The 21,440-nt window shown below is 69.3% G+C and carries 21 protein-coding genes; 13 read left to right on the plus strand and 8 right to left on the minus strand.

Annotation, left to right across the window (positions count from 1 at the left end):
• On the minus strand, window positions 1–582 hold a 582-nt coding region (locus tag RIF93_RS08580), incomplete at its 3' end, for a TetR/AcrR family transcriptional regulator (protein ID WP_375163862.1).
• A 133-nt stretch (window positions 583–715) separates the two neighbouring features.
• Here RIF93_RS08580 and RIF93_RS08585 point away from each other — a divergent pair.
• The 4 genes from RIF93_RS08585 to RIF93_RS08600 all read left to right on the plus strand — a co-directional run bounded on the left by RIF93_RS08585 (window position 716) and on the right by RIF93_RS08600 (window position 3,749).
• Window positions 716–1,606, plus strand: a complete 891-nt coding sequence (locus RIF93_RS08585) for a class I SAM-dependent methyltransferase (protein ID WP_309090369.1) — start codon at window positions 716–718, stop codon at window positions 1,604–1,606.
• Window positions 1,603–2,391, plus strand: a complete 789-nt coding sequence (locus RIF93_RS08590) for an RNA methyltransferase (RefSeq protein ID WP_309090371.1) — start codon at window positions 1,603–1,605, stop codon at window positions 2,389–2,391. The genes RIF93_RS08585 and RIF93_RS08590 overlap by 4 nt, the downstream gene beginning before the upstream one ends.
• A 26-nt stretch (window positions 2,392–2,417) precedes the next feature.
• Window positions 2,418–3,221 (plus strand): hypothetical protein, encoded by an 804-nt coding sequence (locus RIF93_RS08595; RefSeq protein WP_309090373.1) that lies wholly within the window; start codon window positions 2,418–2,420, stop codon window positions 3,219–3,221.
• A 69-nt stretch (window positions 3,222–3,290) separates the two neighbouring features.
• A complete protein-coding gene (locus RIF93_RS08600) occupies window positions 3,291–3,749 on the plus strand; it encodes a carboxymuconolactone decarboxylase family protein (RefSeq protein WP_309090375.1) in 459 nt (152 codons plus the stop codon).
• Here the strand turns inward: RIF93_RS08600 and RIF93_RS08605 are convergent.
• Window positions 3,746–4,012: a hypothetical protein gene (locus RIF93_RS08605; protein WP_309090377.1), complete on the minus strand. Its 267-nt coding sequence runs from the start codon at window positions 4,010–4,012 to the stop codon at window positions 3,746–3,748. The two genes, RIF93_RS08600 and RIF93_RS08605, sit on opposite strands and share 4 nt — an antisense overlap.
• Before the next feature lie 93 nt (window positions 4,013–4,105).
• Window positions 4,106–6,538 (minus strand): ATP-dependent helicase HrpB, encoded by a 2,433-nt coding sequence (hrpB, locus tag RIF93_RS08610; protein WP_309090379.1) that lies wholly within the window; start codon window positions 6,536–6,538, stop codon window positions 4,106–4,108.
• 127 nt (window positions 6,539–6,665) lie between these two features.
• On the opposite strand from hrpB, the gene RIF93_RS08615 reads away from it, so the two are divergent.
• The 5 genes from RIF93_RS08615 (at window position 6,666) to RIF93_RS08635 (ending at window position 11,564) form a co-directional block, all read left to right on the plus strand.
• Complete coding sequence (locus tag RIF93_RS08615) at window positions 6,666–8,192, plus strand: amino acid permease (RefSeq protein WP_309090381.1); 1,527 nt, start codon at window positions 6,666–6,668, stop codon at window positions 8,190–8,192.
• A 68-nt stretch (window positions 8,193–8,260) separates the two neighbouring features.
• Window positions 8,261–8,938: an MBL fold metallo-hydrolase gene (locus tag RIF93_RS08620; protein WP_309090383.1), complete on the plus strand. Its 678-nt coding sequence runs from the start codon at window positions 8,261–8,263 to the stop codon at window positions 8,936–8,938.
• Between the two features lie 68 nt (window positions 8,939–9,006).
• Window positions 9,007–9,750 carry a response regulator gene (locus RIF93_RS08625; RefSeq protein WP_309090385.1) on the plus strand — a complete coding sequence of 248 codons (744 nt, stop codon included), beginning with the start codon at window positions 9,007–9,009 and terminating at the stop codon, window positions 9,748–9,750.
• Window positions 9,747–11,084 (plus strand): ATP-binding protein, encoded by a 1,338-nt coding sequence (locus tag RIF93_RS08630; protein WP_309090387.1) that lies wholly within the window; start codon window positions 9,747–9,749, stop codon window positions 11,082–11,084. Before RIF93_RS08625 ends, RIF93_RS08630 begins: the two co-directional genes overlap by 4 nt.
• 267 nt (window positions 11,085–11,351) lie before the next feature.
• Window positions 11,352–11,564: a general stress protein gene (locus tag RIF93_RS08635; protein WP_257838094.1), complete on the plus strand. Its 213-nt coding sequence runs from the start codon at window positions 11,352–11,354 to the stop codon at window positions 11,562–11,564.
• On the opposite strand, the gene egtB is transcribed toward RIF93_RS08635, so the two are convergent.
• Window positions 11,561–13,759 carry an ergothioneine biosynthesis protein EgtB gene (egtB, locus tag RIF93_RS08640; protein WP_309090390.1) on the minus strand — a complete coding sequence of 733 codons (2,199 nt, stop codon included), beginning with the start codon at window positions 13,757–13,759 and terminating at the stop codon, window positions 11,561–11,563. The genes RIF93_RS08635 and egtB overlap by 4 nt on opposite strands.
• A 244-nt stretch (window positions 13,760–14,003) precedes the next feature.
• On the opposite strand from egtB, the gene RIF93_RS08645 reads away from it, so the two are divergent.
• On the plus strand, window positions 14,004–14,543 hold the full coding sequence (locus tag RIF93_RS08645) for a sigma-70 family RNA polymerase sigma factor (protein ID WP_309090392.1): 540 nt from the start codon (window positions 14,004–14,006) through the stop codon (window positions 14,541–14,543).
• Here the strand turns inward: RIF93_RS08645 and RIF93_RS08650 are convergent.
• Window positions 14,540–14,698: a NepR family anti-sigma factor gene (locus RIF93_RS08650; protein WP_309090394.1), complete on the minus strand. Its 159-nt coding sequence runs from the start codon at window positions 14,696–14,698 to the stop codon at window positions 14,540–14,542. The genes RIF93_RS08645 and RIF93_RS08650 overlap by 4 nt on opposite strands.
• 153 nt (window positions 14,699–14,851) lie before the next feature.
• Between RIF93_RS08650 and RIF93_RS08655 the strand changes: the two genes are divergently transcribed.
• On the plus strand, window positions 14,852–15,319 hold the full coding sequence (locus RIF93_RS08655) for a hypothetical protein (protein WP_309090396.1): 468 nt from the start codon (window positions 14,852–14,854) through the stop codon (window positions 15,317–15,319).
• A gap of 18 nt (window positions 15,320–15,337) precedes the next feature.
• On the opposite strand, the gene RIF93_RS08660 is transcribed toward RIF93_RS08655, so the two are convergent.
• Complete coding sequence (locus RIF93_RS08660; protein WP_309090398.1) at window positions 15,338–17,062, minus strand: CocE/NonD family hydrolase; 1,725 nt, start codon at window positions 17,060–17,062, stop codon at window positions 15,338–15,340.
• A 170-nt stretch (window positions 17,063–17,232) separates the two neighbouring features.
• Here RIF93_RS08660 and RIF93_RS08665 point away from each other — a divergent pair, with 170 nt between their 5' ends.
• Together RIF93_RS08665 and RIF93_RS08670 are read left to right on the plus strand one after the other, a co-directional pair.
• Window positions 17,233–18,792, plus strand: coding sequence for a long-chain-fatty-acid--CoA ligase (locus RIF93_RS08665; RefSeq protein ID WP_309090400.1), 1,560 nt, complete (start codon window positions 17,233–17,235; stop codon window positions 18,790–18,792).
• Window positions 18,793–18,915: 123 nt separating this feature from the next.
• The gene (locus RIF93_RS08670; protein WP_309090402.1) at window positions 18,916–19,143 is read left to right on the plus strand and encodes a hypothetical protein; all 228 of its coding nucleotides are present in this window, start codon (window positions 18,916–18,918) and stop codon (window positions 19,141–19,143) included.
• Window positions 19,144–19,146: 3 nt separating this feature from the next.
• On the opposite strand, the gene RIF93_RS08675 is transcribed toward RIF93_RS08670, so the two are convergent.
• Together RIF93_RS08675 and RIF93_RS08680 are read right to left on the minus strand one after the other, a co-directional pair.
• On the minus strand, window positions 19,147–19,638 hold the full coding sequence (locus tag RIF93_RS08675) for a hypothetical protein (protein WP_309090404.1): 492 nt from the start codon (window positions 19,636–19,638) through the stop codon (window positions 19,147–19,149).
• Between the two features lie 62 nt (window positions 19,639–19,700).
• Window positions 19,701–21,188 carry an NAD(P)/FAD-dependent oxidoreductase gene (locus RIF93_RS08680; protein ID WP_309090406.1) on the minus strand — a complete coding sequence of 496 codons (1,488 nt, stop codon included), beginning with the start codon at window positions 21,186–21,188 and terminating at the stop codon, window positions 19,701–19,703.
• Window positions 21,189–21,440 lie beyond the last annotated feature (252 nt).

Raw genomic sequence — 21,440 nt, forward strand, 5'->3', positions numbered from 1 at the left:
CTCGCGATCGGCCCAGCCGAACGCCGGCCGGGATGTCAGCAGCGCCACCACCCCGTGGCAGCCCATCCAGAGCGCTTGGGCGGCCGAATCCGCACCGCCCGTCCGCAGACGCCCGAGCGCCGCGATCTCGCGCACCACGCCGGAGAAGATCTCGTAGCATTGTCGGCTCAGGTCCGCCGTGCCCTCGGGCCACGGTTCGGCCGATACCGGACGCGGCGTGCAATAGACAAGCTGATAGGCGTTCGGATGCGCCAGGCCCCAGCGCATGTAGGCCTCCAGCATCATCCGCACGCGCACCACCGGGTCCAGCGGCTTGGCTGCGATCTCGCGATTGCGGTCGTACAGGTTCCGCAGGGTCCGCTCGCAGATCTCGAGCAGGATGCAGCCCTTGTCCTGGAAGTGCATGTAGAGCGCGGTCGACGAGACGCCCACCTCGTCGGCGATCTTGCGGATCGTGGCGCCCTCGTAGCCCTCGGCGACGAAGATGCGCTCCGCGGCTTCGAGGATCTCGGCCCGGCGGAGGTGCCCGTCGCCCTTGGCCTTGCGGGCGGATTTCCGGGTGGTGGTCCCTACAGCGGTCACTTTACTCACGTCCCCAAATCCCCGTCGCGCCACCGGACCCCAAATCGACACCGGTGACAAGCCCACGTTACGGCAGCCTGCGGACGAACCGGAAGGCTGGACGAGCCGCTGCGCTTGCGCTTCAAGGCGCCCCATGAGCCGCCCTACCGTCGCCGACGCGCCCGGCGTGATGCGCACCGAAGGCTGGGCGGACTACGCCCTGCTGGACTCAGGCGACGGCCGCAAGCTGGAGCGCTACGGCCCCTACACGGTGATCCGCCCCGAGCCGCAGTGCCTGTGGACGCCGAAGCGGCCGCAGCTCTGGGACAAGGCCGACGCGGTGTTCGATCCCACAGACGAGGAGGACGCCGGGCGCTGGCGTTTCAAGGGCCAGCCGCAGCAGGCCTGGCGGCTCGCGTGGCGCGACGTGAAGTTCCTGGGCCGCTTCACCGCCTTCCGGCATCTTGCGTTCTTCCCGGAGCAGGCCGCCAACTGGGCCTTCCTGGACGAGAAGGTCCGCGCCGCTGGGCAGCCCAAGGTGCTGAACCTGTTCGGCTACACCGGCGTGGCCAGCTTGGCGATGGCGGCCGCCGGCGCGCAGGTCACCCACGTCGACGCCTCGAAGAAGGCCGTGGCGATGGCGCGGGAGAACGCCGAACTCTCGGGTCTCGCCGACCGCCCCATCCGCTGGATCGTCGAGGACGCCCGCCGCTACGTACAGCGCGAGGTGCGGCGAGGGTCGAAGTACGACGGGATCATCCTCGACCCGCCGAAGTACGGCCGCGGACCCGACGGCCAGGTGTGGCGCCTGTTCGAGGACCTGCCGGAACTGGCCCGCCTGTGCGGCGAACTTCTTTCGCAGGACGCGTCCTTCCTGATCCTCAACGCCTACGCCGAGCGCATCTCCGGCGCCGCGCTCTCGGGCCTGCTCTCCGAGGTTCTGAAGGGCCGCGGCGGCCGCATCGAATGGGGCGAACTGGCCCTCATGGAAGAGGGAGCCGACCGCGCCATCGGCATGAGCTTCTACGCCCGGTGGAGCCGATGAACCGGGCCGTCACCTCGCTCTCGAACCCGACGGTGAAGGCCGTTCGCGCCCTGCACCTGCGCAAGGACCGTGACGAAACCGGCCTGTTCATGGCCGAGGGCCTGAAGCACGTCACCGAAGGCGTCGAGCTGGGCCATGCGCCGCGCATCCTGATGTACGGGCCGGACGCCGCGAACCATCCGCTGCTGAAGCGGGCCGTGCAGGCGACTCGCGCCGGCGGCGGCGAGGTCATCGAGGTGACGGCCGACATCCTCGCGAAGGTCTCCAAGCGCGACAATCCGCAGGCGGTCGTGGGCGTCTTCCCGCAGGCGTACCGGCCGCTGGCTGAGATCGACCCCTCGACGGCGCCCTGCTGGGTCGCCCTGCACCGCGTGCGCGACCCCGGCAACCTCGGGACCATCGTGCGCACCGCCGACGCGGCCGGCTGCGGCGGGGTGATCCTGGTGGGCGAGTGCTGCGACCCCTATTCGGTGGAAGCCGTCCGGGCGACCATGGGCTCGATCTTCGCGGTCCCGCTCAGCCGCTGTTCCGAGGCCGAGTTCGCCGCGTGGCGGCAGGGTTGGCCGGGCTCGGTCGTGGGCACCCTGCTCTCGGCCACGCACAGCCACGCTGCAGCCGAGTACCGAAAGCCCGCGCTGATCCTGATGGGCAACGAGCAGCAGGGCCTCACGCCCGAGATGGCCTCCCTGCCCGATCTCAACGTGAAGATCCCCATGCGCGGCCGCGCCGACAGCCTGAACCTCTCGGTGGCCACTGGCATAATGATCTACGCCGCCACCACCTGACCGCCCGGCGGCCTCAGGGGATCCGCATGCGCGTGCTGTCGACCTTTCTGGCCCTTCTCCTCGGCGCCTGTGCGAGCGGGACGGACCCCGTGCCGCTCCAGCCGACCCGCTATCCCAACGATCTTGCCGACGCCTACGCCGACCCGCCCGAACGCTTCGCCGATCCTGGCGACCTTGTCTGGCTCAGCGCGCTTCAGGCGCCTCGCGGACGGCTGGACGGGTTCACCCTGACGGCCCGCAACCCCGCCACCGGCGAGACGGTGACCCGGCGCATCGACGGCTGGCAGGAGGCGGAGGCAGGCGGCGGCGTGCGCTATTTCGCGCCCGACAGCTACTTCTACGCCGGCCTCTATTCCCCCGTGACGCTGAACGGACGGCTGGCGATCATCCGCAACGACACGCCGGCGCCGGACCTGCCGCCGCCCTACGTCTGTGTCCGCAACGACCGATACAGTCAGGCCAACCTCACTTGGAAGCTTGGGCACTGCCGGCCGGGCAAGCCGCAGGGCTCGGTGCGCTACAGCTACGGAACCGACCTGCGCGACTGGAACGAGCACAGCATCCGCTTCGTGGGCGTCGAGGACGGCGCTGCGATCTTCCTGCACCGCCAACGCGCCGGCCGGAAGCCGGGCGAGGCCGCGCCGACCCTGGCTCCTTTCGCCCGGGACGCGCGGTTCAGCGCCCGCGCAGGCGAACGCGCATCGATCCCCGAGGGACTGTCCGCCGACATTGACATCCAGGTGACCCGTATCGAAGGCTCGCGGGTCTTCTACCGCCTGGCCCGACGGATCATCCCATGCCGCCACCCGAGCGGCTGCATCGAGGAGTAGCCGGCCGCGCCGGCGTGTCACAGGGCAGCCCGCTCGTGCGTCCTAGGCGCATCGAGAAAGGAGCTCCCCATGACCACCCGCCTGCAGTACTACGCCGTCGAACCCAAGGCCCTCGAGGCCATGATGGGTCTCGAGAACGCCGTCCGCGCCAGCGGCCTCGAGTACTCCTTGCTGGAACTGGTGAAGATGCGCGCCTCACAGATCAACGGCTGCGCCTTCTGCCTGCACATGCACAGCCAGGACGCTCGCAAGGCCGGCGAGACCGAGGACCGGCTGCACCTGCTGGCCGCCTGGCGCGAGTCGAGCCTCTACACGCCTCGCGAGCGCGCCGCCCTGGCCTGGACCGAATCGCTGACCCGCGTCGCCGACACCGCCGCGCCCGACGCCGACTACGAGCCGCTCAAGGCTCACTTCACCGAGCAGGAGATCGTCTGGCTGACGATGATGATCGTGGCGATCAACGGCTGGAATCGACTGGCCGTGGGCTTCCGCAGCCAGCATCCGCGCGCCTGGAAGGCGGCTGCCTAAATTCGCCGGGCGCTTTCGGTCAGTTCGTCGGCCGGCACGCCGATCCGCGGATCGGCCACCACCGCCCTCAGTTCCCGCAACTGACGCGCCAACAGGTTGAGAAGACTGGAGCCCAGCTCGTGCCGGGCGCGGGCGCCATCCTTCTCGGGCACGTCGCTCAAGAACTCCGCTTGCTGGAGGGCTTCCAGCACGGCGATCATCTCCGAGAGACGGTTCGTGATGTCCTCGGCACGGAGCTGACCCGATTTCGGCGCCGAGCTCATGTCCACGGCGGCACCTTCCTTTCGGCGACCTTTGTGGCCGCTCAAACACTCAAAAGCGCCCCAATTCCAAAAGGTTTCACGCCGGAGTTGCGATCAACTCGCACGAGGCTTTGCACGTGTGGTGGGCTGCGCCGCGGCCGGATCTTCGGGCCACACATGCTTCGGATAGCGGCCGCGCATCTCGGCCCGGACCTCCTTCCACGAGCCTTTCCAGAAGCCTGGCAGGTCCTGGGTCGTCTGGATCGGGCGGTGGGCGGGCGACAGGAGGCTGAGCGTCAGCGGCGCCCCACCGACCATCGGATGCTCCGACAGGCCGAACACCTCCTGCACGCGCACGTCCACGCGCGGACCGGCCTCGGCGGCATAGTCGATCGCGAAGCTGTTGCCCGTGGGCGCGGTCCACCGGGCCGGCGCTTCGGCCTCGAGTCTGCGCTGCAGATCCCAAGGCACGAGCGTCCGCAGCGCGCCGTCCAGCACGTCGGGCTTCAGCGCCTGCAGCGACCTGACCCCCGACAGAAGCGGGGTCAGCCATTCGTCCAGCCGCGCAATAAGGGCCGGGTCCGAAAGGTCCGGCCAACTCGGGTCGCGCTGGCGCAGGAACGCCACCCGCTCGCGCAGGCTCTCGGCGGCGGGTCCCCACGGCAACGTCGCAAGCCCGTCGCGACGCACCCGCTCGGCCAGGGCGCGAGCCACCAGCGCCGGATCGGGATTGTCATCCACCTCCTCGCGGATCGTGAGCCGCCCCAAACGCGTCAGTCGCTTCGCCCGCAGCCGTCCACCGCCGCTCTCCTCAAGCCGCTCCTCTGTCTCGAACTGGTCTTGGAAGGCCGAAAGCTCGCCGGGCTCGAGGGGCGCGGCCAGCAGGATGCGGTCGCGGCGATCGCCGCCGCCCAGCTCCGCCACGGCGAGCCAATATTCGCGCGCCAGGGCGTCGGTCGGCTCGACGAACGCGCCGCGCCCCGACACTAGCTGAAACTCGCCCTGCCCGCCCCGGGCCTTGGCCACACGCTCGGGATAGGCGAAGGCCAGTAGCAGGCCGTCGGACAGCGGCTCGCCCTCGCCCGGTCGTCCGGCCAGCGCCGCCCAGCGGTCCGCCAGGGCCTTGGCGTCACGCGCCCGCGGGCTGCGGTCGCGCTCCAGCTGCTCGAGCCGATGACGCAGGTCGGCGTCGCGGCCGCCCAGATTGCGCTCGGTGATCAGGGCGGCGATGCGCGCGGCGCGCGCCTGCTGCCCGGTATCGGCGGCCTTGAGCACCATGTGCGCCAGCCGCGGCGCCAGCGGGAAGTCGGCCAACGCACGGCCGTGGGCGGTCAGCACGCCCTCGTCGTCCAGCGCTTCCAGTCTCCGCAGCAGCGCCCGGGCCTCGGCAAAGGCGGCGGCGGGCGGCGGGTCGAGGAAGGCGAGGTCGGCGGTCTCCTTCGCGCCCCAACGGGCGAGGTCTAGGGCCAGGCCGGACAGGTCTGCGTCGAGGATCTCGGGATCGCCGTACGCCGGCAGGGCGCGGGTCTCGGCCTCGTCCCACAGGCGGTAACAGACGCCCGGCTCTGTGCGCCCTGCGCGGCCGCGGCGTTGGTCAGCGGCGGCGCGGCTCACGCGCACGGTCGCCAACCGCGTCAGGCCGCTCGCCGGGTCGTAGCGGGGCACACGCGCCAGCCCGCAGTCGATCACCACGCGCACGCCCTGGATGGTCAGGCTCGTTTCGGCGATGGACGTGGCGAGCACCACCTTGCGGCGGCCGGCCGGCGCGGGCTCGATCGCCCGGTCCTGCTCGCGCGGGTCCAAGGCGCCGTAGAGCGGGGCCACGTCCACGTCAGGCCGGCGCAGACGTTCTGCCAGGCGCTCGGCCGTCCGCAGGATCTCGCCCTGGCCGGGTAGGAACACCAGCAGGCTCCCGGGCTCCTCCGCCAGCGCTCGCTCCACGGCGCGCACGATGCGGTCCTCTAGCCGCTGGGTTTCGTCCCGACCCAAGTAGCGGGTTTCGACGGGGAACATCCGTCCCTGGCTCTCGACGACCTGGGCTTCGTCCAGCAACCGGGCCACCGCCGCCCCGTCCAGCGTCGCCGACATCACCAGCAGCCGCAGGTCCTCGCGCAGCACCTTCTGGGCGTCGCGGGCGAGCGCCAGGCCCAGATCCGCGTCCAGGCTGCGCTCGTGGAACTCGTCGAAGATCACGCAGGCCACCCCGGCCAGGTCTGGGTCGGCGAGAATCATCCGCGTGAAGACGCCTTCGGTCACCACCTCGATGCGCGTGCGGGCCGACACCTTGGATTGCATCCGCACCCGGAAGCCCACGGTCTCCCCGACCGGCTCGCCCAAGGTCTGGGCCATGCGGTGGGCCGCGGCCCGCGCGGCCAGGCGTCGGGGCTCGAGCACGATGATCCTGCCGCCGGCCGTCCAGGATTCGCCGAGCAACTCCAGCGGAACGACCGTCGTCTTGCCGGCGCCGGGCGGCGCGACCAGCACGGCGCCATTGCGCTCGGCAAGCTGCGCCTTCAGCGCAGGCAGGGCCTCGTGGACGGGGAGCATCCGCGCGGCTCTACCGAAAGCTGCGCCGCCTCGCCAGCGTTGCCGCTTGACCCGAGGGCGCCAAGCAAGCAACGGTCCGCCCCAAACTTGTCAACGGCGGCCAGGGGGGTCGCTGCTCGGAGGGAATATGTGGCGCGTTAAGCCGCTCGACGCGATCCTTGCGACCGCGGAAAAGAAATCACTGCACCGTTCGCTTGGCGCGTTCCAGCTCACCATGCTGGGTATCGGCGCCGTTATCGGCACCGGCATCTTCGTTCTGACTGCCGAGGCGGCCCAGAAGGCCGGCCCCGGCATGATGATCAGCTTCATCATCGCGGGCGTCGTCTGCGCCGTGGCCGCGCTCTGCTATGCCGAAATGGCTTCGATGGTGCCCGTCTCCGGCTCCGCCTACACCTACAGCTACGCCGTGATGGGAGAGCTGGTGGCCTGGATGGTCGGCTGGGCCCTGATCCTCGAGTACGCCGTCGCCGCCGGCGCGGTGTCCGTGGGCTGGTCGGGTTATGTCGTCGGCCTGCTGGAGGCGACCTTCGGCCTCGAGATACCTGACGCGCTGACCCTCGGCCCGTTCGACGGCGGGATGATCAACCTGCCCGCCATGGCCATCGCAGGCCTCGTGACCTGGCTGCTGGTGATCGGCACGCGCGAGAGCGCCACGGTCAACTCCATCCTCGTGGCGATCAAGGTCGCCGCGCTGACCCTCTTCATCGTCCTGGCGGTGCCGGTGATGCGGATGGAGGAGTTCACGCCGTTCATGCCGCTGGGCTTTGCGGGCGTGGCGACGGCCGCAGCCTCGATCTTCTTCGCCTATGTGGGCTTCGACGCCGTTTCCACCGCGGCCGAGGAGACCAAGAATCCCCAACGGAACATGCCGATCGGCCTCATCGGCTCGCTCAGCGTCTGCACGATCTTCTATCTGCTCGTGGCGGCGGGCGTGATCGGCTCCGTGGGCGCCCAGCCTGTCCTCGGCGCTGACGGCGCGGCCCTTGCGCCGGGAAGCCGGGAGCTGGCCGACGCCTGCCGTGCGCTTGCCGACGGCAAGGTCGTCTGCTCGAAGGAAGCTCTCGCCTGGACGCTGCGAGAGATCGGCTGGCCCCAGATCGGCAACCTGATCGGCCTTGCCGCCGGCCTGGCGCTGCCCTCGGTCATCCTGATGATGATGTTTGGCCAGACCCGCATCTTCTTCGTGATGAGCCGCGACGGCCTGCTGCCGGCCGCGTTCTCCAAGATCCATCCGAAGTACAACACGCCCCACGTGATCACGATCATCACGGGCATCGCCGTGGCGCTGTTCGCCGCGTTCTTCCCGGTGGGTCAGCTGGCCAACATCTCGAACTCGGGCACGCTGTTCGCCTTCGCGGCGGTGTCGATCGCGGTGCTGGTGATCCGCAAGACCGATCCGAACCGCCACCGGCCGTTCCGCACGCCGCTGATTTGGCTCACGGCGCCGATCGCGGTCCTGGGCTGCGTGTTCCTGTTCTTCAGCCTGGACGAGAAGAGCAAGTACCTGTTCGTGATCTGGGCGGTGATCGGCCTGCTCGTCTACTTCCTGTACAGCCGCTCGCGTAGCCACGTCGGCCGCGGGATCGTCGATGTGCCGGAACTCGAACCCGACGCGCCGCCGCCCAATGTGGTGCGGCCCGCCGAGGAGCACTAGGACGGAAAGGCCCGGGGCGAACCCCCGGGCCTTTTCTTTGGGGCTCCGAACCCCGATCATAGGGCGACATGAACGCTCCCCAGCCGCCCCTGCCCATCCGCGCCCTCGTCGCGCCCGTCACTCCGCTGCAGCAGAACTGCACCATCGTCTGGTGCGCCAAGACCAAGAAGGCCGCCGTGATCGATCCCGGCGGCGAAGTCCCGCGCCTGCTTCAGGCGCTGAAGGACCAGGACCTGACGCTGGAGAAGATCTGGATCACCCACGGCCACCTTGACCACGCCGGCGGCACGGCGGCGCTGAAGGAGGCCACCGGCGTCCCCATCGAAGGCCCGCACCCGGACGACCAGTTCTGGATCGACGACATCGGCGCCTCGGGCGCCAAGTGGGGCATGCCCGACGCCCGGACCTTCACGCCCGACCGCTGGCTGGGCGATGGCGACACGGTCACCCTGGGCGAGACCGAGTTCGAGGTGATCCACTGCCCCGGCCACACCCCGGGGCACGTAGTGTTCTTCCACCGGCAGGCGCGCTTCGCTCAGGTCGGCGATGTCCTGTTCCAGGGCTCGATCGGGCGCACCGACTTCCCCCGCGGCAACCACGCCGACCTCATCCACTCGATCACGAAGAAACTCTGGCCGCTTGGCGACGACGTACGCTTCGTGCCTGGCCACGGGCCCATGTCCACCTTTGGCCAGGAGCGACGGTCCAATCCGTTCGTCGCAGACGCCGTCCTCGCGGATGATTAGACGCTGCGTGACACGCGCGTTTCATACTAGACATTCGACCGTTACCGCGCCCCGCCATCGTGGCGCGCATGGAGCTTGCTGCTGACATGGCCGGCGCCGGCGCGCGCATCCTCATGGTGGACGACGATCCGGGCATCCGCGACGTCGTCTCCGACTTCCTGGGCCGCCACGGCTACAAGGTCGAGACCGCCGCCGATGCGCCCGAGATGGAGCGCGTGTTGGACCGCGGGCCCGTCGACCTCATCGTCCTGGACGTTATGCTGCCGGGCGAGGACGGCCTCGCCATCTGCCGTCGCCTGACGGCGCAGGAGAACGGCCCGCCGATCATCATGTTGTCGGCCATGGGCGAGGACACCGACCGCATCGTAGGCCTCGAGCTCGGCGCCGACGACTACCTGGCCAAGCCGTGCAACCCGCGCGAACTGCTCGCGCGCGTGCGCGCCGTCCTGCGTCGCGCCGAGCAGCGCAGCGGCGGTAACGGCGGCGAACTGGGCGCAGGCTGCGAATTCGCCGGCTGGCGGCTGGACCTGGTCCGCCGCGAACTGCGCTCGCCCGCCGGCGTCGTCGTGAACCTGTCCTCGGGCGAGTTCTCGCTGCTCCGCGCCTTCGTCGAGCGGCCGCAGCGGGTGCTTACCCGCGACCAGCTGCTGGAGTTCGCCCGCGGCCCCGACAGTGACGCCTTCGACCGCGCGATCGACGTTCAGATCAGCCGCCTGCGCCGCAAGCTGGACGACGGGGGCGACAGCCACGACCTGATCCGCACGATCCGCAACGAAGGCTACATGTTCACCGCCAAGGTGAAGCGCTCATGAGGCCCGCGGGCCGCCCAGCGGCCTCGTTCTTCGTCCAGCTGTTGACCCTGACCGGCCTGACGCTGGTGGCCGCCTGGGCCATCAGCCTGCTCCTGCTCTTCAGCTTGCCGCCACCTGCGCCCGACTTCTATCGGCTGGGCGAAATCGAGCGGACGCTGAACGGCAACCCGCCGTCGTTCTCCGAGCGCCGTCCTCTCGTCCGCAAGATTGCCGACCGGCCGCCGGGACCCAAGCTCGAGGGCCGCTTCATTCCCGTCATCCGGCAGCGGATCGCCGCCGACCTGGGCGTGCGGCTGGAAGACGTGGTCATCGCTGGGGAGCGCGGCCCGCTGGCAGACCGCCGGGTCGGCCGGGTCATGCGCGACCGGGCGGCGCGCGAGGGGGTTCGGGAGGAGCACTTCCTCGTCGCGCCGTTCGAACTCGGCATCCGCCAGGACGACGGTCGCTGGCTGGTCGTGAAGACGCAGGAGCCCTTCGGCCTCAGCGACTGGCAGCAGCGGCTGGCCCTCTGGTTCGTGCTCTCGGCGCTCGCCATGGCGCCGGTCGCATGGATCTTCGCCCGCCGCTTGTCGGCCCCCATCAAGATGTTCGCCAACGCCGCCGAACGGCTGGGCCGGGACCCGCGCGCGCCGCCGCTCGAGCTGCGGGGGCCCACCGAAATCGCCGTCGCAACCCGCGCCTTCAACGAGATGCAGCAACGCCTGCGCCGTTACGTCGAGGACCGCACCGCGATGGTCGGCGCCATCGCCCACGATCTGCGCACGCCGCTGACCCGTCTGCGGTTCCGGATCGAAGCCCTTCCCGAGGAGCAGCGGGCGAAGTTCGCCTCCGACCTCGACCAGATGGAGGCGATGATCGCCGCCACCCTCGCCTTTGTCCGCGACACCAGTCGCGAGGCCGAGCGCACGCCGCTTGAGCTCTCGTCCCTCCTCGAAAGCCTGTGCGACGAGATGGCCGAGACCGGCGCCCGCGCGGAGATGGAGGCGGGGGAGAAGGTCGTGCTGGAAGGCGATCCGATGGCGCTGCGGCGCCTGTTCGCGAACCTGCTGGAAAACGCGGTGAAGTTCGGCGGCGGAGCCCGCGCCCGCGTGTTCCGCGACGACGCCAACGCCATCGTCGAGATCGACGACAACGGACCGGGAATCCCGCCGCAGGACGCCGAGAAGGTGTTCGAGCCCTTCTACCGCCGGGAGCCTTCACGCAGCCGTCAGACCGGGGGCATCGGCCTGGGCTTGGCCGTCGTCCGCTCGATCGCGCGTGGACACGGCGGCGACGTCGAACTTTCGAACCGGCCGAGTGGCGGCCTCACCGCCCGCGTCGTGCTGCCGCTCTAGGATTCGAAGCGGCGCCGGAAATCGCCCGCCGGGCGAATAAGAAGCGTCCGTTCACGCAACCTCTGCCGGGCCTTGTTGGTTAGCCTGACCGCTAACCCTGCGAGACGCCATGTCCGAGCCGGATCAAAAACAAGACCAAGAGCCCCCGGCCAGCGGTCGTGCCGACCCCACGCCGCAGGAACCCGAACGGCCGTCCCAAGGCGAGCGGCCGGTTGGCGGCGCCTCGCCAGACCTCCCCCTCTCGTCGCCCGATTAGGAGAGTTGTGAATGCCCAGCGTTGATACCGGAAAGCCGCGAGCCCGCCGAGGCTTCGCCGCCATGAACCCGGAGCGGCGCCGCGAGATCGCCCGCAAGGGCGGCGCGAGCGTGCCCGGCGAGAAGCGCAGCTTCGCCAAGGACCGCGACCTGGCGGCCTCGGCTGGCCGCAAGGGCGGTGAAGCGTCCCGTGGCGGCGGCCGTTCGCGCGGCCGCGAATCCTAGGCCCTTAGAAGTACGACGGCGAAGGCGGGGTGGGCGCTGACCCACCGCCGCTCGAGCCGCCAGCCGGCGCCGGCGGCCAGCTCCGCGAAGCCTTCGACGGTGAACTTGTAGGAGTTTTCCGTGTGCAGGGTTTCGCCGGCCGCGAAGCGGAACGTCCGCCCGGCGACGGTCACGGCCTGATCCTTCAGGCTCATCAGATGCATCTCGATGCGGCCTTCGCCCTCGTTCCAGACAGCACGGTGGGCGAAGGCGTCGAGGTCGAAATCCCCGCCAAGCTCGCGGTTGATCCGGACCAGCAGGTTTTTGTTGAAGGCCGCCGTCACGCCAAGGGCGTCATCATAGGCCGCTTCCAGCGTCGCCCGGTCCTTCCTCAGGTCGATGCCCACGAAGAACGCCGCCCCGCGGCCCAGCAGCCGCCGCGCGCCGGCCAGGAAGGTCTTGGCGTCGTCGGGCGTGAAGTTGCCGATCGTCGAGCCTGGGAAGAAGCCCACCACAGGTCGGCCCCTCGCCGCCGCTGGCAGTTCCAGCGCGCGGGTGAAGTCTTCCCGCAACGGCGCAACCTCCAGCTTCGGGTAGTCCGCGCGGATCGCGTGCGCGGCGGCTTCCAGCGCCGCCTCGCTAATGTCGATCGGCGCATAGACGTCCACCTGGGGCGCCGCGTCGAGCAGGATGCGCGTCTTGAGGCTGGCGCCGCTGCCGAACTCGACGAGCGCCGCGCGCACTGGGATCTCGGCCGCCATCTCGCTAGCCGCACGGCGCAGCAGCGTGATCTCGGTCCGGGTGGGATAGTACTCCGCCAGTTCGGTGATCGCCTCGAACAGGCGCGAGCCCTCGGCGTCGTAGAAGTGCTTGGGCGGAATGCTCTTCTGCGGACGCGCCAGGCCCTCGAGCACGTCGGTCTCGAGACTGGATGCAGGATCCAGGCCGTCCAAAGCCAGCCGCACGCCCGAGAACATCCAGCGCTGATGCGGATGGAAGAAGTTGCGGTAGCTCGCCCGGACGTGCCCGCCGGGCGTGACGCACGCGCCGCCGCGCAGCACGAACTGGCCGGCCATGAACTTGCCGTTGTACTCGCCGACGGCGCCCTCCGCGGGCTTGAAGCCGGGATAGGGCAGATAGGCGCTGCGCGTCCATTCCCAGAGGTCGCCGAACATCTGGCGCAGCCCCTCGCCCGCCGGCGCCGGCTGGGCGGTCAGGGCGCCTGACGTCAGAAAGTTGCCCTCGTGCCAGGCGGCCGCCGAGGCGTGTTCCCACTCCGCTTCGGTCGGCAGCCGCGCGCCGGCCCAGGTCGCATAGGCGTCGGCCTCGTAGTAGCTGATGTGGCTCACCGGCGCCGCCGTATCGACCGGCCGCAGCCCGCGCAGCGTCATGACCGTCCAACCGCCCTCGCCGTCCTGCCAGTAGAGCGGCGCCCGCCACCCTTCGGCCTGCACGCGAGCCCAGCCCTCGGACAGCCATAGTTCAGGTCGCGCGTAGCCGCCGTCCGTCATGAAGGCCAGCCACTCCCCGTTGGTCACCAGGCGGTTGGCCAGACGGAACGGCTCGAGCCACGTCTTGTGGCGGGGCGTCTCGTTGTCGAAGGCAAAGCCCCGACCGTCATGGCCGATCTCGACGAGGCCGCCCTCGAAGCCTGTCCAGCCGATGGGCGGCGGCGCCGTCGCGCCCGTCGAGTGCGGCGGTGCATAGGCGGGACGCAGCGGCGAGGCGGCGAACAGGTTCAGGATGTCCATCAGGATCAATTCCTGATGCTGCTGCTCGTGCGCCAGGCCGAGGTCGAGCAGATCCGGGCGCGGCGCAGGGCCGGCCGCCAGCAGGCGCTCCATGCCCGCGTCCACGTGGGCGCGGTAGGCCAGGACGTCGTCAAGTGACGGCCGGGTGATCAGCCCACGATCCGGTCGAGGTTGCCGCGGCCCGATCGCCTCGTAGTACGAGTTGAACAGATAGCCGAAACGCGGATCGAAGAGCTTGTAGTCTGGAAGGCCGGGCTGGAGCAGGAATGTCTCGAAGAACCAGCTCGTGTGCGCCAGGTGCCACTTGGTGGGGCTGGCTTCGGGCATGGACTGGGCCTGCATGTCCTCGGGGGTGAGCGCACGGATCAGGTTCTCCGTGGCCCGGCGTACGGCCCGGTACCGGGTGAGCGCCTCGGGGACCAAGGCCGATGCGGCCGCGTCGATGGTGCGGTCGATGGGGCCCATGTTTCCTCCGGAGGCTTGTCAGGCAGCACATGTGGGTCGCCGCCTTGGCGGCGGCAACGACCGGCGTTCGCTTTTGTGAAGCTTGGGCCGCAGCCGCCAACGCCGCCTTGAACCCGAAGTTCCGGGAATCTGGCCGCTTTTCCGGCTTCTGAGTTCCCGGAACAGATGCATAGGGGACGCGTTGAACGGGCCAATCCGAAGCGAGCGCTAACGGCCCAATGCCCCGGGGCCCAAGAGGACAACAATGAGTTCGACGTCCAGCTGGCGGGACGAAGTCGTGGGCCTGATCCCCGCCTTGCGGGCCTTCGCCTGGTCGCTGAGCCACAACGGCTCGGATGCCGACGATCTGGTCCAGGACACCCTGATCAAGGCCTGGACCAACCGGGACAAGTTCGAACCCGGCACCAACCTGCGCGCCTGGCTGTTCACGATCCTGCGCAACACCTACTACACGAACGTGCTGCGGCGTCGGCGCGAGGTGCGCGACGAGACGGGCGAATACGCCGGGGGGCTCAAATCGCCGCCCACCCAGGACTGGAGCGTCGCCATGCGATCGCTGCAGGCCGCCCTCCAGCAACTGCCCGACGAACATCGCGAGGCCCTGATCCTCGTCGGCGCGGCGGGGCTCTCCTACGAGGAGGCCGCCGAGATCTGCGGGTGTGCGCTGGGTACGATCAAGAGCCGGGTCAATCGCGCCCGCGCACGGCTCCTGAAGATCATGGATGCCGAAGACGCCACCGACGTGATGGCGCTGGAAAGCGTCACCGCGATGGGCAGCGCCTAGGCGGTCTTCTTGGTCGCCTGAGGTTGGGCGGCGCCGTCATCCAGCTGGTCGACGATCGAGCGCAGGCGGTCCGGGAGCGGCCGGTCTTCCAGCGCCCGGAACATGCTCTTCAAGCCCTTGTCCAGAGCCGCAACCTTGTCGCGCTTGTGCGCCATCTGATGCATCCCAGCCCAAGCCATTCGCCATGAATGGCCTGGACCCAAGTGGCCGACCTGAGCGTCGTGCGCAACGGGGGTGCGACAATGGGCCGGAACGGCGCGACGGATCCGAGGGTTTGACGCACACCCGAAGGCGGAAGGAGATCCGACATGGCGGACCGCAACGACTATCGCAGCTCGTGGAGCGGCGGCGGGGAGCGCACGCCCAAGGGCGGTCACGGCGAGGGCGAGCACGAGCCCTGGCGCCGCGACCGGTACGGTTCGCTCTACGACCAGGACCGCACCAACTACGGCTCCGGGTGGGACCGCGAGCGCGGCGACTACGGCCGCGGCGAGGACGACCGGCGCGGTCCGCGAGGGGGTGACCGTCAAGCCTGGCGCCCGGACGGCGGCGCTCCCTACGGCGATACGGAGCTCAACCGCGGCATCTCCGGCTACGAGGAATTCGGCGCGCCGCACGACTACGCCTACCACCCGCACGTCGAGTTCGAGCCCGACTACCTGCGCTGGCGGGAGGAGCAGCTGCGGCTTCACGACCGCGAGTACGAGGAGTGGCGCCGCCGGCGCCGGCAGCAGTACGACGACGACTATCGTCGCTCCCGCCGCCCCGGCAACTAGGGCCCCAGGCGCGACCCGCTAATCCACGTCGGCCGGGTACACGACCGGCAGGACAATGGCCGAAGGCCGCGTGGCGTCCATGTAGATCGTGTTCGTGGCCGTGCGTGGCTTCTTCGTGGCCTGCCCCGGCCCCTCGCCGGTGTTCGGATTGACCTCGAACCTTGGGGCGTTCGAGGAGGTGACGTGCACCGCGATCCGGTGCCCTTTCTCGACGGTGAGCGCCGTGGGCCACAGGTCGATGACCAGCTTCTCGGGCGCGCCAGGCGTCATCATCCGGATCTGATCGGGCATCCGGCCGCCCCGGTAGCGGGTGCGGATCGGCGCATCCAGGATCAACGCCTCGTAGCCGTCCGGATAGACGTCCACCAGCTTGGCCACGAAGTCGGTGTCGGGCCCGTCGGTCGCGGCCCAGAGCTCCATCGACACCGGCCCGGCGATCGCCACGTCCCGGTCCAGCACGGGCGTCTGGAACCGCAGATAGTCCTGCCGCTGCCCGATCTGCCGCTGATCCATCGGCCCGCGCTCGAACGTCAGGTTCGCGCCCCCGAATGTGGGCACGGGCTTGGTCGGATCGAACCTGTAGCTCGTCTTGGCTTCGCCGGCCGTCGGCGCCTTGGTGGTCAACTCCTTCTCCGGCGTCAGATAGTAGCGGACCTCGCGGTATGCCGGCGGCCAGTTGGCCGAGGTCAGCATCCGGTTCTTCGGCGAGAAGGCGCCCTTCCGGGCCGAGGCCATCATGAAGTACTGAACCGGCGGCTCGTCCATGATGCCGTTGTCGATCCCCTTCAGCCAGTAGTCGAACCAGCGGATCTCCTGGTCGCCGCCGAGGCTCAGGCGGTCCGAGCCCGGATAGGCGAGATCGCCGGACAGCTGGCCGTGCCCGAACGGGCCCATCAGCAGCTTCTGGTTTCCCCGCGCCCCGTTCGCGCCGTGGTTCTGCAGCCACTGGAAGTTGTCGACGCTGCCGCCGTTGAAGATGTCGTACCAGCCGCCGACGTTGTAGATCGGGATGCGGATGTACTTGCGGTTCGTGGTCATGGCGACGCGGTTCCAGCTCACGTCGTCCAGCGCCCGCCGGCGCACCGTGTCCAGCACCTCCTCCGAGACGCCCTGCCCGCGCAGCCAGCCGATGGTGTCCTTGTCCTTCAGCACACCGCCTGGATAGCTGTACGAGAGCCGGTCGGCCGGGGCGACCACCACATAGGCCGCCTTCAGGTGCGGCGGTGCGGCCATGGCCGCCGAGCTGGCGGTGATTCCCAGCGCCGAGCCGCCGGTCATGCCGACCTTGCCGTTGCTCCAAGGCTGGGCCGCGGCCCACTCCACGGCGTCGTAGCCGTCCTCGATGTCGTTCTCGAACGCCGCGTAGAAGCCCTGCGAGCGCCCCTTGCCGCGCACGTCCTGCAGCACGTAGACGTAGCCCGCGTCGGTGTAGCGCTTGGCCTGCTTGGCCAGCTGCTCGCCCGGATTGGGCGTCTGCTCGGTGACGCGGCCGTCCTTCAGATAGGGCGTGCGGCTCAGCACGACCGGCCAGGGTCCCGGCCCTTCCGGCTTGTAGACGTTCGCCGCCAGCCGCGTCCCGTCGCGCAAGGTCATGAACTCCTCGACTGCGCCCGGGGGCAGGCCCGGCCACGTCGGCTGCGCCTGAGCCTGCGCCTGCGCCTGCGCTGGCCCCGGGCCCACGGCGCCGACGGCTAGCGAAAGGGCTACGGCGAACGCCGGCGCCAGTTGCTTCAGATTGATCATGCTATCGCTCCCTCCCGCAGGTCTGCCGCCCGCGCCGCAGGCATCTAAGCATGGCCGCCCGCGGCCGTCTTTTCGGCGCCGCAATCCGTTGGCGCGTCGCGTCCGATCCTCTAGCGTCCAGGCAAAGCGGGCGGCGCAAGCCCGCAGGGAAATGGAAGCGTGCGCCGGGCATGAGCCAAAGCGACATCAAGCTGCTGACCGACATCGTCTCGGTCCACGCCGCCGCGCGCGGCGACCACGTGGCCGTGGAGTTCGAGGGCCGGCGCCTCACCTACGCCGAGCTGGACCGCCGATCGGACCGGGTCGCCGGCCTGCTGCAGGCGGCCGGCGTGAAGCCTGGCGACCGGGTGGCCTGGCTGGGGCGCGCCTCCGAGGCCTGGTACGAGGTGTTCTTCGGCGCGGCCAAGGCGCGGGCCTGCCTCGCCCCGATCAACTCCCGCCTCGCCCCGCCGGAGATCGCCTTCATCTTGGGCGACTCCGGCGCCGACCTGTTGTTCGTGAGCCCTGAGTTCTTTGCCTGCGCGCGGGCGGTGATGGCCCAGTTGGATCGCCCGATTCGGGTGATCGGCGTCGGCGCCGCCGATGAGGGTATCGATGACTACGCCGCCCTGCGCGACCAGGCGCCCGCCCCGCAGGCCGCGACGCCGGCGCTCGAGGACGACGTGCTGCAGCTCTACACCTCGGGCACGACAGGCCTTCCCAAGGGCGTGCGGCTGACGCACGGCAACTACGCCGCCTTCCTTGCCCTGCGCCACGAGGTGCCGGGCTTCGCCTACGGCCCCGACGACACGGTGCTGATCCTGATGCCGCTGTTCCACGTGGCGGGCACGAACATCAGCTTCTCGGGGCTCGCTTCGGGCGGACGCCTGGTGCTGATGGCCGAGTTCGACCCGCCGCGGGTGCTGGAGACGATCCAGGCCGAGCGCGTCAACCATGCCTTCCTGGCGCCGGTGATGATCAACGTCCTGCTGCAGACGCCCAGCATCGCCACGACCGACTTCTCGTCGATGAAGACTGTCAGCTATGGGGCCTCCCCGATTTCCGAGGCGGTCCTGAAGGCGGCGACCGAGCGCTTCGGCTGCGGCTTCATACAGTTCTATGGCATGACCGAGACGTGCGGCGCGGGCACGACGCTCTCCCCCGAAGATCATCGCGGCGAACTGCTCCGCAGCTGCGGCCGCGCCTGGCCCACGCTTGGCGTCCGCGTCGCCGACGAAGCCGGCCGCGAGCTGCCGCCGGGCGAGATCGGCGAGATCGAGATCCGTGGGCCGATCATCATGGCTGGCTACTGGAACCGGCCCGAGGCGACGGCCGAGACGATCCGGCCGGACGGCTGGCTGCGCACCGGCGACGCCGGCTACATGGACGAGGACGGCTTCTTCTATGTCCACGACCGGGTGAAGGACATGATCGTCAGCGGGGGCGAGAACATCTACCCGGCCGAGGTGGAGAACGCGATCCTGGGCTGCCCGGGCGTGGCCGACGCCGCCGTCATCGGCGTGCCCGACGAAAAGTGGGGCGAAAGCGTCAAGGCGATCTGCGTCCGCCAGCCAGGAGAGACCCCCGACCCGGCCGACATCATCGCCTGGGCCCGTCAGCGGATCGCCGGCTACAAGGCGCCCAAGTCGGTGGACTTCGTCGACGCCCTGCCCCGCAACCCGTCCGGCAAGGTCCTGCGGCGGGAACTGCGCAAGCCGTACTGGGAAGGTCGCGACCGGAACGTCGGCTGATACGGTCAAGCTTCGCTTATCCCCAGCATTGTTGATGCTGCGACAGCAGCGCTGGTTGACTTAACCGGAAATAAAGCAAAGGCGCGGCTGGAATCTTCGATTCGATCGGCGTATAACGTCGGTATGCACGAGCGCAGCTTCAGACCCGATCTGACGGGCTCGGACGAGAGCCTCGACGATCTTCTCGCCCGCCTGAAGGTTCAATTGAGCCGTCCGAAGACGCGCCCCGGCGGTCCTCCGCCGCCGGACGAAGGGCACTTCGTGACCTCGCGCTGGCCTCGGGGCGGCGCGGGAGGCGCCGAGGCGCCGCTGCCTGTCGAGCGTCCGCTGGCGGACTGCCACGCCTACTGACGGCTAAGGCCGCCCGATCAGCCGGGCCATTGTGAACTTCGCTGCCCGCACGCAGCGCACCTTGCCGTGCGGGGCGGCGATCGTGGCTGGCTGGCCTGGGCCGATGTCGAAATACCACTCCCCCTTGTCGGTGCTGATCTTCAGCGCCTTGGGGGTGGTGAACTGGCAGACGGGATAGGTGCTCTGTCCCCAGCCCGCGCCATAGCGCAGGGCGGTGCAGCTCATGTGCCCGAACTGGCGGTAGAAGGTGACGTCCTCGTACACCGTCCCCTTGCGGACCTTGAGTCCCCTCGCCTCGAACTCGGCCTTGGAAAGGGCGACGCATGGCGGGCCCTCGATCGCCCACTCGCGGGCGAGGTTCAGCGCTTCGCCCCGCCGCTTCATGTACGACCCGCCGAACAGCCAGGCGGGAAAAGCCAGCGCGATGATCACGGCCGCGGCCAGCACAACCTTCTGCCCCGCCGTCAGGCGGCGACGACGCCCGCGACCGGCCATGGGCCATCCTCCTGACTCTTCAGACTACATCTGTAATCTGAGAGTCCGGGGCGCCGCAAGCCTCAGGCTGCAAGCTTGGGCGTTTCCTTCGCCGCCCCCTTCGGGTTGCCGAAGCGCAGCACGCCGTCCTCGAGCTTGCCGTAGCGCAGGCTCATCAGGTCCATGGCGTAGTTTTGGTAGAGCTTCCACGGCGCCTTGTTCCCCTGCTTCGGGAACTTGGCCATGGCCCGCTGCACGTAGCTCGACGAGAAATCCAGCCACGGCTCGAAGGTCACGGTCGGGTCGTCGTTCACCGGCGTCGCCTGGCGCAAACCGGTCTTCTTCATGTGGTTAAGCACGCGCGTGACGTACTCGCACGTCAGGTCGCACTTCAGCGTCCAGGAGGCGTTCGTATAGCCAAAGGCGGAGGCCATGTTCGGCACGCCTTCGTACATCATGCCCTTGTAGGAAAGGGTCTGGGAGGCGTCGGCCCGGCGGCCGTCGACCGAGATCTCGACTCCGTTCCAGACCTCGAGCACCAATCCGGTCGCCGAGACGATCACGTCCGCCTCCAGCTCCTGGCCCGACTTCAGGCGGATGCCGCGCTCGGTGAACGTCTCGATGTGGTCGGTGACCACCGAGGCCCGGCCCGAGCGGATCATCTTGAACATGTCGCTGTCCGGCACCAGGCAGAGCCGCTGGTCCCAGGGATTGTAGGTGGGCGTGAAGTGGGTCTCGACATCGTAGTCGGGGCCCAGTTCCTCGCGCACCATCTTCAGGATCCGGGCCTTCACGGCCGCGGGCTTCTCCCGCGCCATCTTGAAGAAGTACATGCCGAAGAGGACGTTGCGCCAACGGATGATGTCGTAGGCCAGCTTGCCCGGCAGCACCTTGCGCAACCAGTTGGCCATCTTGTCCTCGGCCGGCCGCGAGACGACGTACGTGGGCGACCGCTGCAGCATGGTGACGTGGGCGGCGTCCTTGGCCATTTCCGGCACGAGGGTCACGGCCGTGGCGCCCGAGCCGATCACGACGACGTTCTTGCCCTTGTAATCCAGGCCTTCCGGCCACTGCTGCGGATGGACGAAGGCGCCCCTGAAGTGCTCGCGGCCCGGATATTCGGGCGTGTAGCCGCCCTCGTAGGAATAGTAGCCGCCGCACAGGAACAGGAAGTTGCAGGTGAAGCGCACAGTCTTGCCGCCGGTCTCGGCCTCGACCGTCCAGCGGGCGTCGTCGGTCGACCAGGCGGCGCGCTTCACCAGGTGGCGGAAGCGGATGTGCCTGTCGATGCCGTGCTCGGCGGCGGTGTCGCGCACGTATTTCAGAATGGACGGACCGTCTGCGATCGCCTTGGCCTCGCGCCACGGCTTGAAGGCGTACCCCAGGGTGTACATGTCGCTGTCCGAGCGGATGCCGGGGTAGCGGAACAGGTCCCAGGTGCCGCCGATGGACTCGCGGCCTTCCAGGATCACATAGCTGCGGTCAGGCGCCTCGGCCTGCAGGTGATAGCCGGCGCCCACGCCCGAAAGGCCGGCGCCCACGATCACCACGTCGAAGTGTTCGACAGCCATCTTCTTTCCATCCCCTGGACTTATTGCCTGCGAGGATAACTGATCGACGTTCAGTTACCAGCGGGAAATCCGCCGCTCAGGCGAGCACGCCCAAGGCGTCGTGGTCGCGGATGTGCTCGCACGCCCCGCCCAGCATCTGCAGGAACATCTCGTCTCCACGCGGGGTCTGCACGACGACCATCGACGCGAAAAAGGCCGTCAGGAACAACAGGAACCCGCCCTGGGCGTAGTGCTGGCGGATCTCCGCCGGCA

This window comes from Phenylobacterium sp., from assembly GCF_031181185.1.
Taxonomy (GTDB): Bacteria; Pseudomonadota; Alphaproteobacteria; order Caulobacterales; family Caulobacteraceae; genus Phenylobacterium.